At 46.9% G+C, this 13,254-nt stretch carries 18 protein-coding genes and 2 pseudogenes; 2 read left to right on the top strand and 18 right to left on the bottom strand.

Annotation, left to right across the window (positions count from 1 at the left end; genetic code table 11):
• From JCM11216_RS13350 to JCM11216_RS20055, 5 genes and pseudogenes are all read right to left on the bottom strand, one after another.
• Positions 1–636: pseudogene (locus tag JCM11216_RS13350) on the bottom strand (hypothetical protein); the annotation flags it as partial.
• The gene (locus JCM11216_RS13345) at positions 623–919 is read right to left on the bottom strand and encodes a hypothetical protein (RefSeq protein WP_054854512.1); all 297 of its coding nucleotides are present in this window, start codon (positions 917–919) and stop codon (positions 623–625) included. The pseudogene JCM11216_RS13350 and the gene JCM11216_RS13345, both read right to left, overlap by 14 nt.
• A 34-nt stretch (positions 920–953) precedes the next feature.
• The gene (locus JCM11216_RS13340; RefSeq protein WP_054854511.1) at positions 954–1,742 is read right to left on the bottom strand and encodes a hypothetical protein; all 789 of its coding nucleotides are present in this window, start codon (positions 1,740–1,742) and stop codon (positions 954–956) included.
• Positions 1,739–2,722 (bottom strand): hypothetical protein, encoded by a 984-nt coding sequence (locus tag JCM11216_RS13335; protein WP_054854510.1) that lies wholly within the window; start codon positions 2,720–2,722, stop codon positions 1,739–1,741. The genes JCM11216_RS13340 and JCM11216_RS13335 overlap by 4 nt, the downstream gene beginning before the upstream one ends.
• On the bottom strand, positions 2,722–2,898 hold the full coding sequence (locus JCM11216_RS20055) for a hypothetical protein (RefSeq protein WP_243676384.1): 177 nt from the start codon (positions 2,896–2,898) through the stop codon (positions 2,722–2,724). Before JCM11216_RS20055 ends, JCM11216_RS13335 begins: the two co-directional genes overlap by 1 nt.
• 14 nt (positions 2,899–2,912) lie before the next feature.
• Here JCM11216_RS20055 and JCM11216_RS13330 point away from each other — a divergent pair, with 14 nt between their 5' ends.
• Positions 2,913–3,107, top strand: coding sequence for a hypothetical protein (locus JCM11216_RS13330; RefSeq protein ID WP_054854509.1), 195 nt, complete (start codon positions 2,913–2,915; stop codon positions 3,105–3,107).
• 125 nt (positions 3,108–3,232) lie between these two features.
• Here the strand turns inward: JCM11216_RS13330 and JCM11216_RS13325 are convergent, their stop codons facing one another.
• From JCM11216_RS13325 to JCM11216_RS13310, 5 genes are all read right to left on the bottom strand, one after another.
• Complete coding sequence (locus JCM11216_RS13325) at positions 3,233–4,945, bottom strand: hypothetical protein (RefSeq protein ID WP_054854508.1); 1,713 nt, start codon at positions 4,943–4,945, stop codon at positions 3,233–3,235.
• Entirely contained in the window at positions 4,930–6,837 is a 1,908-nt protein-coding gene (locus JCM11216_RS13320) for a hypothetical protein (RefSeq protein WP_054854507.1), read from the bottom strand. Before JCM11216_RS13320 ends, JCM11216_RS13325 begins: the two co-directional genes overlap by 16 nt.
• A gap of 14 nt (positions 6,838–6,851) precedes the next feature.
• The gene (locus JCM11216_RS20050; RefSeq protein WP_243676383.1) at positions 6,852–6,992 is read right to left on the bottom strand and encodes a hypothetical protein; all 141 of its coding nucleotides are present in this window, start codon (positions 6,990–6,992) and stop codon (positions 6,852–6,854) included.
• Positions 6,992–7,624: a hypothetical protein gene (locus JCM11216_RS13315; protein WP_054854506.1), complete on the bottom strand. Its 633-nt coding sequence runs from the start codon at positions 7,622–7,624 to the stop codon at positions 6,992–6,994. The genes JCM11216_RS20050 and JCM11216_RS13315 overlap by 1 nt, the downstream gene beginning before the upstream one ends.
• Positions 7,625–7,694: 70 nt before the next feature.
• The gene (locus JCM11216_RS13310) at positions 7,695–9,026 is read right to left on the bottom strand and encodes a hypothetical protein (RefSeq protein ID WP_054854505.1); all 1,332 of its coding nucleotides are present in this window, start codon (positions 9,024–9,026) and stop codon (positions 7,695–7,697) included.
• Between the two features lie 126 nt (positions 9,027–9,152).
• On the opposite strand from JCM11216_RS13310, the gene JCM11216_RS13305 reads away from it, so the two are divergent.
• Positions 9,153–9,899 carry a hypothetical protein gene (locus JCM11216_RS13305; RefSeq protein ID WP_054854504.1) on the top strand — a complete coding sequence of 249 codons (747 nt, stop codon included), beginning with the start codon at positions 9,153–9,155 and terminating at the stop codon, positions 9,897–9,899.
• A gap of 166 nt (positions 9,900–10,065) precedes the next feature.
• On the opposite strand, the gene JCM11216_RS13300 is transcribed toward JCM11216_RS13305, so the two are convergent.
• From JCM11216_RS13300 to JCM11216_RS13270, 8 genes and pseudogenes are all read right to left on the bottom strand, one after another.
• Positions 10,066–10,329, bottom strand: a complete 264-nt coding sequence (locus JCM11216_RS13300; protein ID WP_054854503.1) for a hypothetical protein — start codon at positions 10,327–10,329, stop codon at positions 10,066–10,068.
• Entirely contained in the window at positions 10,329–11,075 is a 747-nt protein-coding gene (locus tag JCM11216_RS13295) for a DUF87 domain-containing protein (RefSeq protein WP_243676382.1), read from the bottom strand. Before JCM11216_RS13295 ends, JCM11216_RS13300 begins: the two co-directional genes overlap by 1 nt.
• Positions 11,063–11,230 carry a hypothetical protein gene (locus JCM11216_RS20045; RefSeq protein ID WP_243676381.1) on the bottom strand — a complete coding sequence of 56 codons (168 nt, stop codon included), beginning with the start codon at positions 11,228–11,230 and terminating at the stop codon, positions 11,063–11,065. The genes JCM11216_RS13295 and JCM11216_RS20045 overlap by 13 nt, the downstream gene beginning before the upstream one ends.
• Positions 11,200–11,562, bottom strand: a complete 363-nt coding sequence (locus JCM11216_RS13290) for a hypothetical protein (RefSeq protein WP_054854501.1) — start codon at positions 11,560–11,562, stop codon at positions 11,200–11,202. The genes JCM11216_RS20045 and JCM11216_RS13290 overlap by 31 nt, the downstream gene beginning before the upstream one ends.
• On the bottom strand, positions 11,556–11,804 hold the full coding sequence (locus JCM11216_RS13285; RefSeq protein ID WP_054854500.1) for a hypothetical protein: 249 nt from the start codon (positions 11,802–11,804) through the stop codon (positions 11,556–11,558). Before JCM11216_RS13285 ends, JCM11216_RS13290 begins: the two co-directional genes overlap by 7 nt.
• 221 nt (positions 11,805–12,025) lie before the next feature.
• Positions 12,026–12,529, bottom strand: coding sequence for a hypothetical protein (locus JCM11216_RS13280; protein ID WP_054854499.1), 504 nt, complete (start codon positions 12,527–12,529; stop codon positions 12,026–12,028).
• Positions 12,526–12,906 carry a hypothetical protein gene (locus JCM11216_RS13275; protein ID WP_243676380.1) on the bottom strand — a complete coding sequence of 127 codons (381 nt, stop codon included), beginning with the start codon at positions 12,904–12,906 and terminating at the stop codon, positions 12,526–12,528. The genes JCM11216_RS13280 and JCM11216_RS13275 overlap by 4 nt, the downstream gene beginning before the upstream one ends.
• 84 nt (positions 12,907–12,990) lie before the next feature.
• A pseudogene (locus JCM11216_RS13270) lies at positions 12,991–13,254 on the bottom strand (hypothetical protein); the annotation flags it as partial.

Here is a 13,254-nt window from a genome sequence, read left to right as displayed (position 1 = left end):
GGCCACTCCACTCTTAAGACCACGCAATGCATCAATGATGTTCCTTATATCCTCCCTAGCCAACTCCCTAACCTGCCTATCCCTCATGTGCTTGGGCATTAACTCCCTAGCCCTATTGCTCAGGGCCTTGTCCAGTGATTCCCTAGCCCTCCCATAATCAACGCCTATCAACTGGCTTAGTTCAATGAGCCTATGCACCTCTCCCCCCCTAGTCAATGCCCTAATCACCTCCTTAGCCTCACCAAGCCTCTTAACGCCAGCAAATGCCTCACTGTGGAGATCCCTAACGTATGGAGTTAAGGCTATGGCCAAGAGCCTTGCTGAGTCAAGGCTCGAGTTCCTCAAAACCAAGTCCTTATCCTCATCAAGCCAGTACTTATTAATCAGTGAATTCATTAATCCCTTGAGCCTCTCATCCCTCACCGCCTTAACCTCGAATGGTCTCGGCATGTTCAACGTTGCGAAGACGTCCTCCACAGCCCTCTTGACGCTAATCCTCCTGGCAATGCTTTTAGTCATTAAGTGACTGGGCAAGTCACTCCTTGCCTCTCCACCGTGGCTGTAGGCCCTAAAGTCAACCTCAACACCACGCCTAAACCTTAGCTTAACAGCCTCGTGAAGCCTACCCCCTCTCACCAAGGCTCCTAAACCTAGGGTAATCAACAACGAAGCTTGCCAAGCCGGCACCGGCGATAGCCAGCCTAGCCAAGCCCTGCTTACCATATTCACTGTAAAGCGTGGCTCTACCCCTTAGGTATGCGCTGGCGTCCTCCATCAATGCACTTACCGGCCTAGCCAATGGGCTTGGGTCTCGGTAATCAGGTAGGTAACGCCTTAGCCTGACCCAGGCTGGGTGCTTAGTCCTAAGTGAATTACTCAGTGCAATCACTGACCTAGCCAATTCATGGTGGATGGCCATGAGTGGCTTAGCGACTTTGTTAAGCCTCCTGCTTCTATGAACTTGATGCGATGTTTTCCCTAGCGGTTCTAATTTTTGAGGCTGTCGATGACCTAGCCCTCCTAAACAACCTACCCAAAACCCTACCAACACCGGCAATCCTCAGGTACAGTATTAGGCTTAGGTCGTAGATCACGTTTGAGAGGAGGGCCCATGCTGGGCTTAACATTGTTGGGAATCCAACAAGCCAAAAACCGGCGTCCAAAAGCCCGAAGACTGCCACCGACTCAGCCAGCCACCTTGGCACGAAGTAGCCAACGCCAACCAGCAAGGCGTTGAAGCTGCCCCACAAACTCATTAATTGGCTACTACCAACGACTACTGAGTTTATGACCCATGAGGTTGATGGAGACAAGCCAATTGGGTCTAAGCCAAACCACGGATTGTTTATGTTGCCAATCACAGTCACTGAGCCAGTGACTTGGACAGTACTGTTTAGGTAATTAACGCATGTCATCGTTATTTCCTCCTGACTGTAGCCGATTGGTGATGGGTTTGGCAACAATAGGCTTAGGTTCTTGCCAAGTCCAGTTATGTCCTTGCCAATGCTTATCTCCTCATTGATTTTGTTGATTAATGCCTTAATCGCATTTTCCTCACTCTCTACGTTGACTGCCCTGTAGAGGTTACTTGGTGAGGTTGTGTATTGGCACTTCGTCGAGTTGCCAACGCTGTTTGGCATTCTAATCATTGCATTGCCTGCGAAGAACCAAAGCACTGCACTCGCTGTGCCCGGGTAGCAAACCTCACGCGTTGGGGGGGCCCTTGGCTCGGTAATGTTCACGCAGTCTCCGGTGGTACATTAATCGTGAAGTTTATGGTTGCTGTGTTGTTTCCATTAAGCACTGAGTAATGACTTGGCAGATTAAGCCATTCCCAGGCTCCGGTGTAGGTAATCGAGCCGTTCAGTGAGGCGGTCACCACGTTGAATGGTGGGTTTCCAAACTCAATCACCTCAGCGTAGGTTGAATTACTCACTAGGTACTGCGGGTCGCATGGCTCGTAGTTGCTCTCATTGCCTATGTAGGTGAGTAATACGCATTCAGAACTCGGCCTAATGCCTAGCCAAAGAAACGTTGCGTTGCTTATCTCGGGAACGCCTAAGGCGTTTATTGGCGTGACTGAACCAGTGAATGCTGTGAATTCACTGACTGGGTGCTCAATCGGCATTACTGACCTGTCGATTACCGTGTAGTTGATTCCGTACAAGGCACCACTCACCAGGTACGGGTATTGGCTGTTCATGACTAGGAAGCCCCTTAGGGTGGTGTTTGGTGCGTTTTGGCTTAGCCAGTTCATTAGGGTTACAGTCTCATTCATTAATTGAATCCTCGAAGTGATCAGTGCGTCCTTGGCTGCGATACTCGTTGTGAATAGTATTGTCAGCGTTAGTGTGAGTAGGGCAACACCAGATGCCCTCGTTTTATCCACAACCATGAGTGGAATGGCTATTGCAACCACAATCGGGGGGGCGATTACATAGCTGAACCACGCAAGGTAAGCGATTGTGTGGAGCACGGCAGTCATCACCTGGGCAATGTGCATGATTGCGAATATGGAGTCGGCGATTGGGTCAATGACCCAGCCCAGGCTTTGAAGAACACTCAGGTACTGAACCGGGACTGAGACCAAGCCGAAGGTCGATAACACGGCGATTGCATTCAGTATCGTCATGCCGACTGCCCAGGCGAGGCCTGCGTAGGCACTTGCGTAGTAAACAATTGACCAACCACGGACAAGGCCCTCGATTTCACGATAAAGCATTAAGTATGCGGGAGAATCAGGAGGGGGGCAATGCCGAGGATGCCCGGCAAAAAGTAAGCCAGAACCAAGGCAGAGCCGGCGAAAGCAAGTCTCCTAACCTCAACACCACCCCTAATTAGCCCGTAGGTGATGACAAACAAGCCCTCAATCACCATTGAGTAGCCAAGCAAATCCATCAAGTGGCTTAGGCATGGACTTAATAAGGGGGGGTGGCTTAATGCGTGATAGAAGGCTTATAAATAGTTTATTTACCTCGCCGTTGATGGCTCTTGAGGAGTTGAGTGAGTGCGGCATTAGGCGATTGCTCGATAGGGCCTACAGGCTAGTAGCCATGGTCAGGCTGGGAGGTTGGGCATGGAGGCACTGGATGAACTATGGGAGGTGATCGTGGAGTTGGACTACGAATTAAGCAGTGGGCAAAGGGCCGTGGGCGCATTGATGAATTAGGCGGTTTCCCTCACGAGCAATTGCTCGGCAAGCCATACGACAACCAACAACCACGGAAAAAGACTAAACGTGGAAGTAGTAGAGCTTGGTCAAGGCAAGCTTAATACCATCCACATCCTCCTCATCAACAGCCCTACGCAAATCACCAAACAACTCCTTAATGATGGGTTTGTTGTATAAATACTCACCAGCCATTGCTATCGCCTTCGCTGACTCATAATCATTATTTATTAATGCATTAAGGATCAGCGCGAGACTTCCAAGCGAATCATTTGGCGCCAAAGCCTGCACAATAGCCCTAGGACTGAAGTTAGCCAATGCATCGGCTAAATCAGGCTTAATCCCTCTTATGTATTCCATGAGCTCTTCAAGTGCGTGCTTATCTCCACCAGCAGCCGCACATGCCATCTTACATATCTTAGCATCATTAGGATCATCCAATTCACCGCACTCCTTACTACAATTAACATTAATGCCAAGAACTCTCCTCAACGCCAGCATATATACAGGATCGAGACTCCTCCTTATCATATTGATAAGTTCCTTAGCGTTCAGCACCTTAACGTCTGCGCCGAGCCATTTAAGGAACAATGCAGTAACTACCACGTAATTCGGCGGTAAGTATTGAGGAAACAAGCCATAATTCCTCGTTAACTCAGTAAGCTTAATCTTATCACCCACAATGGCTAGATAAACTAAATATTCAGCTAATAATTCTACAAGAGTTGTTAATCCAGCCGCAGTTAGTGGGAGTCTCTCTACAGCCTCATTGAAAACCTCCTCAAACTCCTTACTAACATCGATAAGCTCATTGATGTTTCTGGCTTTAAGGACCTTAGCCCTAACGAGCTTGCTGTATGAGGTAATGTAATTGTCCCAATTCTCAAGGCTCTTACTAATATTCTTAGCCTTTTCAAAGTTCTCTAACACATCATCTAGCTTACCCTCAATAATGCTTAACCTACCCATGGTATAATAAAGGCCTGATAAAGATTCATTTATGAGTCTCCTTAAAGCATCCTCAGGCTCTGCAAGGCCGTAATGCCTTAGGTACTCCTTGAGTTGCTCATCCCTTAGCCAAGAGGCTTGATCCGCACTTTTGAGAGTCTCGATTAACTTCTTGATCTCCTGCCTAAGGTCAATATTAAGGTAAACACTGCAGTCAACCCCCCCTGCGGAAGCAAGTCTTGAGTAGGCAATGGCGCTACTCAGTACTTTAAGTGGGTCGCTCCTAATTTCATTGATAGTGTTTAGGATCTTGTTAAAAGTGGTGCAGACTTGCTCGGCATTTTTCTTCGCCCTTAATGTATTTGCCATGGCACGGATCAGATAGGCTTTACCCCCCCAGTCACTAAGTTTATTGCGCTTAGTCCATAAATCATCGATAAATTCACTTAGCTTGCTTAGTTCATTTTCATTATCAATCAATGCGTTGGTTGCAGTAGCCAGTATTACTGCCCAGTCGTTTAAGGATGAATTGCTTAGGTTGCTCATTAAATTAACCGCAGCAATTATTAAACTTGGATCCGTAATATGCCATATTGCCCATTTGGCGACCTCAAGTGCCTTGGCCTTAAGCCAGTCATCACTCACGTACCCCCCCTCAATACCTCTCTTGACTGCATATGCCGTTAAAATCGCTAGGCCAAGCGCATAAATAAGCTCAATGAGATGAAGTTTCTTATTCTCCTTCCTACCTCCCTTGACAACCTTAATGAATTCGTTAAATGCGTTCCTAACGTGGTCAACATTACCCTTAGCTAGTGCGTCAAGCACGAAGTTGCCTGGCTCTTAGCTATTACACCGAGTAATTCCCTAGTGAGTGGTGGTATTTCATTGTTGATTATCATTAGTCTCACCGCATCGCAGTTAACACTCCTGATGGTCCTTAACGCCGAGTTGACAATGGGCATTAAACCAGTAACACCCTCAAAACCCTCGATGACTGCTTTAAGTGAACGGACATTCCACGTCGTACCGAGCGCCAGTACTATGGCGTTCCAGCAATCACTGCTTATGTTCTTGAATTCCTCTCCCAATTCCTTGCCATACCTCTCATTAATGTACTTGACAGCATCGCTGACTTCATTAATCTTGCCCTTGAATTTGCCGTACTTACTCCACGGCTTTAACGCCTTAATCAGGTGCTCGGATCCGGTAACCGTCTCACCCATGGCGGTCTTTACAATCCTCGTTATTGCGTCCTCGAGCAGATCCTCATGCCTTACAGCCAGCCAGTTGGCCCTTTCCTCAATTAGACTCACCTCTTCTTCTTCTTTCACCTTGCTGCCTATAGTTAGGAGCTTCTCGATTAGTGTTGGTGTTGCTACGTAATCCCCTGGTCCAACCTCATTCTTAAACTGCTCCCTAATGGTTAACACCTCGGAAACCCTATCAATTGGTATGCCCCTGAGATAGCCATTGATCCAGCGAATTAGGAATGCCGATGCGTCTCCATGGGCTTCTCTAAGCATTGCCTGAATATCAGCGACCAAGCAGTTGCTCCTCCTCAACCCCCCCTCACCAATGATCCTTGCAATTAATGTATAGCCTTCGTTAAATTTCAAAACCTCGCTAGTGATCGTGTTGAGCACATCCTCACTAATACTGCACCCTGCATATGCCTTGATTATAGCCTTTATGAATTCACTACTCCTCAGGTTGACATTGATGGAGTGTTTGTTGAGGAATTCCTTAACATCTTTATCGCCTAATCCATTATATAGGTCGCTGGGCATGACAATGATTAGCGATGCTTCGAGCTCACTAAGCCTATCGGCTAACTTCATTAACTGCCTTAAGGTAACCTCAACATCCCTAACATTAATCGCCACACCCAGGCTTGCGTATGCAGTCGCTGTCGACGGGTCGTAGAGGAGCACCAGCTTGCCGAAGCTATTAATGAAGTCCCTCTTGTAGGTCTCTAGGAAATTCTCAATAGCCAGCCTAACATCATCATTACCAATATTCTCAAGCTTAACCACGCCATAATACCCACCGCTCCTGAGCAACTCCCAAATGCCGTAGAGGGCCAGTGTGGACTTGCCAATACCCTTAGGACCGGTCAGGACCACCAACCCGTTTTTCAACCCATCAATGACTTGGTTCAGGTACTTATCGAATTCGCCGGCCCTAACGATGTTGACCTCCACCCTCCCGTAGGTCTCCGAGACCACGCCAAGGTCATTACCAACAAGTTCAATATTTGGGTAGAGCTTACCATCGGCAATGTCACCAAGCCTATAGATCACGAAACCCTTAACCTGGGACTCAAGAAGTCTAACATTACCCTCAAGTCTCTCAACCCTCTTCTCGAGTTCTCTCAACCTGTTCTGTACTACCTCTACTAATTGCCTTAGCTGTTCCTCGCTTAGTCTCGTTACTTGGTTTATTGCATCCTCGGCCTCGCTTGGTGTTATGCCTAGTTGTATGGCTATCTTGGATGCTATTATCTTCCTGAGCGATGGGTGTAGAGTGGCCCAGTGTCTCATTAATTCAATGAACTCACCCGGTGAGTGTTTAGTGGATTCTCTCGTTAGTTGGTAAATGGCTATGAGCGCCAGGGCCACCGCAGCCGAGCCCATGACCAGTGATGCAACCCCCCCACTTAAAATGGTGCTTAACACACTACTAATGCCGCTAGTGGCTAACTGCTCTAGGAAGTTCATGACTCCCGAGGCTATTAAACCCTCAACCTCAAAATCCCTCTCCCCCCACTAACCAGCAGCTTAACAGCACCATAGTAGGCCTTGGCCTGGCTCTTAACGTATTCCTCAGCCTTATCAAGGCCCTCCTCCCTAATTCTCCTAACAACCTCAGCCACTAGCCCGGCGGTATGTACTTAACCCCCCCAAGCCACCTAATGCCGTTCCTGAAGTGCTTCTTAATCAACTCTACTGCCTTCTTAACATCCCCATCAAGGCTATACTTCTCATCAACATCCCAGGGTATCCAGTAAATGATGAGTGAGCCATAACTCTTCTTCAACAAAGTTAATTGCTCAATTAATTGCCTAGAAACTCTACCGACGCCCTTAAAGTAGTCGCTGAAAACTTCGATCTCGAAATCACTAAAACCAGCATCCTTAAGCATCTCGGTGGCTTTATCAATCGATACTGTATTAATGAATCTCTTGACCCCCCCTGGGAATACAACATTAACTAGGAACTTAACGATTTTTTCGATGATTTCTTCTTCGTTTTTCACCTCCTTAGTCTCTTCAACAATCTCTTCAACCGATTTGTACTCACTACATGCCTTAGTCGGCTTGAGGCTTATGAACCCAATAATCGACCCAAGCACATCACTACCAAGGTAATGCGTCGCGAAGAAGCACTTACCTGAGATCGGTGGACCGAGGACAACATTAACCGACTTGATAGGCCCTTCAATGCGTCTCTTCAATTCCTGATTAAAGTCGTGAAATAAATCATCACTGCGGCCTAAACTCACCATTTAGGTTATGATAAGGCTGATTTATAATACTTACGTTAACCTTTAGTGACACGTTGAAATTGACTATGAGCTATGTGTTACGACTCGTACTTAACGCTCTTGCTAACGCCAGGTTAAGTGCCACATTGTTGGTGGTCACGATAACGTAAATCCTATAATCACCACTACACGGTACCTCATAAAGCAGGCCTCTAATGCGGTATTCATGCTTTCTAATATGATCTTTATGATACTCGAATAGCTCTGAAACCCTCACATTCCTTAGACGTATCGTGACAAGGTATATTGCCGTGAACTCCTCAGCGCTAGCCCTAACGGACGTGCTTTGACTCCTTGTCGCGGCATTAATGAAGCCTCTAATAATCCTTGAACCGAGGCAATTCAGCAGCATTAACTCAGAGTCTTTATACTCACATGGAGTCTTATCATCGATTGAGTTTGGCGTTTCTTCATACCCTAACTCACGTAGTAATGCTTCAATTTGATCCCTAGTCATTGATTGAATAAAGGTTGGCCCCCCCAACTTCCTAAGCAAATCAGCAACCATGTCCAGGCACGCATTCTTACTTTCGCCCTGGTTCGTGTCATCATTGTGCTCAATTACGAGGGCCATCACGGCTTGACCCTCACCCCCCCGTGGCTCACTAGGCCTAATCACCACTGGAGTTAGTAACATGCCGAGAACCAGGAGGGTTAAGCCCATCCTCCTCGAGTTCAACTTCCTAACTACCTCATTAATAAGAGCTCCCGCAATTGGGGGGGACTTGGCTATGTTCATAAGCAGTGATTGGGCTGTGGCACTCGCAACCTCAGTCCTCAAACCTCCCCCCCTAACAACCTCATTAATGGCAACCGCGATACCAAGTATGCTTGACAGCATGAGTATGATTAATGCAATGACTAGGTAGTGGGGGGGATTAAACAGTTGTGGATATACGAGACCAATCATTAGTATTGACAGCGTTAACACGGCCATGTACGGTACATGAATCCTCAACAACACACCCTTAAGGACACTCCAAGCATCACCACTTAGAAACTCACTGAGCACACTCTTAACAACGCCCTGAATATCAACACCGCCCGACACTAGGTGGCTGTAAACCTTGCTGATTATATTATAACTAAATAATTGAGACCTCAACCCAATGGTTAACCTATGGTGTGTATGCAGGAATAGAAATCCACATGTAACGATTAATATAATGCTGACTAACGTACATAACAACCTTACGTAGTAATACCCTATTTGTATTAACGGCATAAAGTAGCATACGTAATATATGGCGTAGGCCATTAAGTATGCTGACGTGAGCTGAAATAGCGTGGCCAGTACCTCAATTCTGTGATCACCAACAATCGCCGATAAAGCCTCATAAACAACGCCCAAATCCTCAGGCATCAGCAATTACAGCGCTAAATGCTAATATATATGTATGTAGTGCTGAACGACCTAAGGCCTACCGTAGTAATTATTAGTAGTTATTTTAAGAATTGCCCAGTTAAGTGAGCGTATACATCCATCAATGTGGGTGTGTGGTTGGGGGGGAGAATAAGGAGGTATGTACGTGAAATCTCCACAAAACTGTGTACTGGGAATATAGTTTCTAGGCCCTGGAAAATGCTTAGAGATATCTTCATATACATTATTATTTTAATTCCTCAATTCGTATCACTCCTAATTACGGCAGGCTTATACTACCAATATCTACTGCATGAATCAAGCACCCACTTGAGCGATACGTACATTGGTCCTTTTTCCCTGGTTATCTTCATTATTGCAGTGATTAGTCCATACATCATAGTTATTTCAGTTCTCTTTCTAATAATAATGAGGTCTTGCTACAGGAATATCTCCTACATGGTTGCTATCCTCCTTTTGGTAATTCAGTCAATTTTTACAGGCGCATTTATGGCGTACTTCATGATTTACTCGATCACAACGGTATCTGGTCTACCCAGATACGTTAATACCATATTAACCTCTATAACGTTGTTAATGATGCTTTTAATAACCATTCAAATGCTATTTCTCTTCAATTTCACTAGTAATGGGGTTGGTGCTCTTGGCTATCACTTGGACATTATTGCCATTGGCATCTCGGCAATGTCCATGGGTATGGTATTGTCGATATTACCTTCATACATCAATTTCTCAAGCATTGCAGGCCCAATTATCGGCTCTGGGTTAACGATGATTGCCGTAGGTATGCAGAGGTATCACGAGGTACATGAGAGGTCTCGGCATGGGAGGCGTAGGCCTAGGCTTTATTGACTCGGTCCCTTAACCAGGGGGGGCTCTAGTTCTATTGTTCCTAGTCTTTTTATTGGTCCTGTGGTTATTAGGGCTTTTGTTGTTGTTCCCTGCATGTGTGGTGGTAGTGCGGTTGTTAGCCACTTTATGTCTTCGCTTGTTAGTTGTAGTGCTTGGCTTATTGATGCTACGTAGCATCATTGCCTCCCAAGACTATTATCAATGGTATGTTCTGCAGAACATCACTCGATATTCCGCCTAGTGTCTGGGTGATGAATATTGTGCCGAGGCCGAACTTCCTAAGGCCCCTAACCATCAACTCAGCCAGTGGTGAGTTCAGTAGGTAGTAAGCCTCGTCGATGACCAGCAATTGCCTCAACTGCTCACCAATGCTCCTCGACATAACGTGTGAATAAACGTGGTCAGCGACAACGCCCATTAGGAAGGCCATTATGTCCGGCGAAGCCTAACGCTACCAAACAACAAGGCCTTGTTGCTCAGCAAATCCTCGATTGGCACGATTTCGGCGTCCTTGAGGTAACTCACCAACCTATCCAGGGCTAGTGCAATGGAGTCATCATCCGTTGATGACCTAAGGAACTCCATCGCCTTAAAGAAGTCCCTGTGAATGCCGTTACCATAAATCACCTTTAGGTCTGGTAGCAATGCCCTACCGTCAATGCCTAGTATTGAGAATTCAGTGACTAGCCTATGAATCCTCTCCGCATCCGTCAAGCCATCCAATTCAAAAATATTGATGAACTTCTTAGTGACATCAATTGGCTCGATGCCTTGTATTCTTAGGTACTCACCGTGTGGGTCTAAAACCAAGGCTTTAATCCCACTACTCATTAGTCGGTGTAGGATTGTAGAGACAGTCCACGTCTTACCCATCCCAGTTGGCCCAACAACGAGCATGTGCCCACTTGGCAACGCGTCTAGGTCGATGATTAGTTCACTGCCCTCCCTATCCAGGCCAAGCCTTACCCGGGCCCTCGAGGATTCGCTGATTAACTTACCACCGTGGAACACAGGCACAATCGCCACGTCGTGGCTAAGCTCATCAATCGTTGGCAAAACCCACAGGTGCATTAAACTCCTCGACCTCCTCATCACCATGTTGCTATCCGGCAAATCCCTATCGCTTGCGATTAACGCCTTTATCGGTTCCTCGGCGTTTTGCGTTATTCTGTCCAAGACAACACGCCACCTGCTGACTGCCGGCAGTGCCTTGCCCCCCTCTCCTGAACCACGAGCCTCTCGTACTCCCTAGCCACCCTGCTCGATGCCAATGCCCTAAACTCTGGATTACCGGATATGATCAATGCGTAGTTCTGTAGGTAGTTAGCCACTGCGGAGGCGACAGCCTAATGTCGTCATCACTCGGCATCGTGTAGATCTTGCTTGAGGAAACAAGCCTACTCTTCAGTACGCCTAACTGACCACCCCTAATCACTGAGTAGCTGCTTAATGCCTTAACCGTGATCGCCGAGACAACGGCGATGGTTACTAACCCGTAAACCCTAAACAATAAGTATGAGGCTAAGAGCATCACTGCCAACGCAATTACTAGCCTAGCCCTGCTCGGCTTTGTTGGGAAGCCAACCAGTCTCCTAAGCTCGTCATTAGTCAAGGGCTTGATTATGAAGTACTGCCTAAGCAGGCTTTCCTTGGCGATTAGCAATTGTTGAGGTCGGGAAGATCACCCTCGCTCTTTACAACCCTCGAAAGCCTAATGAACCTGTCACTGCCAAGCCTGATGAAGGCAACAGCCTCATTAACGCCTAGGTTTAATCGCCTAATCAACTCATCAAACAACCCAACGTATTGGCTTCCAGTTAGTCGAGAAATATCTAGCATCGGCTCTGCTTTGTAGAAGACGTGCATAATGCCATTCTTGGCATCAAAGACATAGTCACCACCCAAAACGAGTTTAGGAACCAGGTTTGGGTAGGCTAGGCTCAGTATTGACTCGATTAGCCACTCCCTGAAGTCTCTGTAAATTAATGCAGGGATTAGGAGTAGGATCAGTGGCTTGTAGCTATGCCCATTATGGCTAATCCAACCAGGATTGCGAGGTAAATCCTTGAGTCGATTCTAACCATCGATTTGACTAATCAACAGCCTTAAAAGGGGGGGCTGGTTAATCAACGGCGAAGCCTAACAAACCTAGGCAACCAAGAAAACCCATCGCCCTTAACCCGATTAACCCTGTAATCACCATTAACAATGGCCCTAAGGTCCTCTGGGCTTATTTTAATGCCCTGTGAGCTTAGGATGCCCATTAACTGGTTAATTTCGACCCTCCCAGTCTCCATGTACTCCCTCAGGGAGTACTCGTTGCAATGAATTAGAGTACACTGCGAAAGTAGTATCAGGGCAGCCTCAATGCTTAATCCACGAGCCAGGACCTCGCTTAAGAGCTCATTGATTGATTCGGGTGTGAAGTAGTTGACCAGCCTCGAGAGGACTGAGTGGCAGTAATTCCTAAGTGGCTCTGCGCACCTCATGGACCATGAATTAACGAACCTCGTTAAATCCCCATCACCACTCTTTACAGGCTTTACCTTCACCATCCTAAGTCTCAATTTACTTAACTCCTTGACCTCCCTCTCGACTTGGCTCAAGCCATCCCTCTTGAGAAACCTCATTGGTTACCACCAACATCGCAGTTGCACCTAGCCCTAAGCCACCTACTGAAGGCCTCCGCATACGCCCTCCCAACCCTCTCCTCAATCAACCTAACCCAGTCCTCGACACCAACCCGCCTCAAAGGCTCATCACTGTTTAGTAGCTTGGTCACTATTATAGCCCTCTCAATACTCGACAACCTATCAATCTCAGCAAGAACAGACTCGAGGATGGTCTGACCAGCACTGGGGAAAGGCAGTGGTTGAGACTGAGGACTCGGCGGAGGAGTAGGCAAAGAATCAACAACGGGCTGAACACCCAATTCCTTACTTTGATCATCCCTACCACCAAGCAAGCCCCCCCTAAGGAAATTACTCACCGGGTTTTGACTGCTCATCAATAAGGTCTAATGATTGATTTAAAAGGAGGGGATTAAGGAAAATGATGTGGTTTTAACACGTGGTTTGAGTGTGGTGATTCGTTACGAGGGGGGGCAGTATTGAGTTATGTAGAAGCCGTTGCTTGTTGATGTCCAGGCATTTTCATTGTACCAGTAGGCTGGTGGTATGTATATACCGCTGCTGTAGCTATTCATGGCGCCGTTTGAGTTGACCCAGACATCCCAGTTTATGTCATAGACTATGTGCTCATGCTCTGTGAAGAATAGGTCACAACTACCTATGTTAACATCCACAGAAACACCAGCAGGTATCGTGTACGCAGAGGACTGCGGATTATAGGCGGG

Origin of the sequence: Vulcanisaeta distributa JCM 11216, assembly GCF_001315985.1 — an archaeon.
Taxonomy (GTDB): domain Archaea; phylum Thermoproteota; class Thermoprotei; order Thermoproteales; family Thermocladiaceae; genus Vulcanisaeta; species Vulcanisaeta distributa_E.
Note: the sequence above shows the minus strand (reverse complement) of the source record. Positions and strands in the feature narration are given on the sequence as shown.

What these genes read in the sequence shown, in the direction of transcription:
- JCM11216_RS13315 (WP_054854506.1), bottom strand. Translation starts at nt 7,624, where the DNA reads ATGGTGAGTTTAGGCCGCAGTGATGATTTATTTCACGACTTTAATCAG.
- JCM11216_RS13300 (WP_054854503.1), bottom strand. Translation starts at nt 10,329, where the DNA reads ATGGCCTTCCTAATGGGCGTTGTCGCTGACCACGTTTATTCACACGTT.
- JCM11216_RS13280 (WP_054854499.1), bottom strand. Translation starts at nt 12,529, where the DNA reads ATGAGGTTTCTCAAGAGGGATGGCTTGAGCCAAGTCGAGAGGGAGGTC.
- JCM11216_RS13330 (WP_054854509.1), top strand. Translation starts at nt 2,913, where the DNA reads ATGGACTTAATAAGGGGGGGTGGCTTAATGCGTGATAGAAGGCTTATA.
- JCM11216_RS13275 (WP_243676380.1), bottom strand. Translation starts at nt 12,906, where the DNA reads ATGAGCAGTCAAAACCCGGTGAGTAATTTCCTTAGGGGGGGCTTGCTT.
- JCM11216_RS13335 (WP_054854510.1), bottom strand. Translation starts at nt 2,722, where the DNA reads ATGCTTTATCGTGAAATCGAGGGCCTTGTCCGTGGTTGGTCAATTGTT.
- JCM11216_RS13310 (WP_054854505.1), bottom strand. Translation starts at nt 9,026, where the DNA reads ATGCCTGAGGATTTGGGCGTTGTTTATGAGGCTTTATCGGCGATTGTT.
- JCM11216_RS13345 (WP_054854512.1), bottom strand. Translation starts at nt 919, where the DNA reads ATGGCCATCCACCATGAATTGGCTAGGTCAGTGATTGCACTGAGTAAT.
- JCM11216_RS20055 (WP_243676384.1), bottom strand. Translation starts at nt 2,898, where the DNA reads ATGGATTTGCTTGGCTACTCAATGGTGATTGAGGGCTTGTTTGTCATC.
- JCM11216_RS13320 (WP_054854507.1), bottom strand. Translation starts at nt 6,837, where the DNA reads ATGAACTTCCTAGAGCAGTTAGCCACTAGCGGCATTAGTAGTGTGTTA.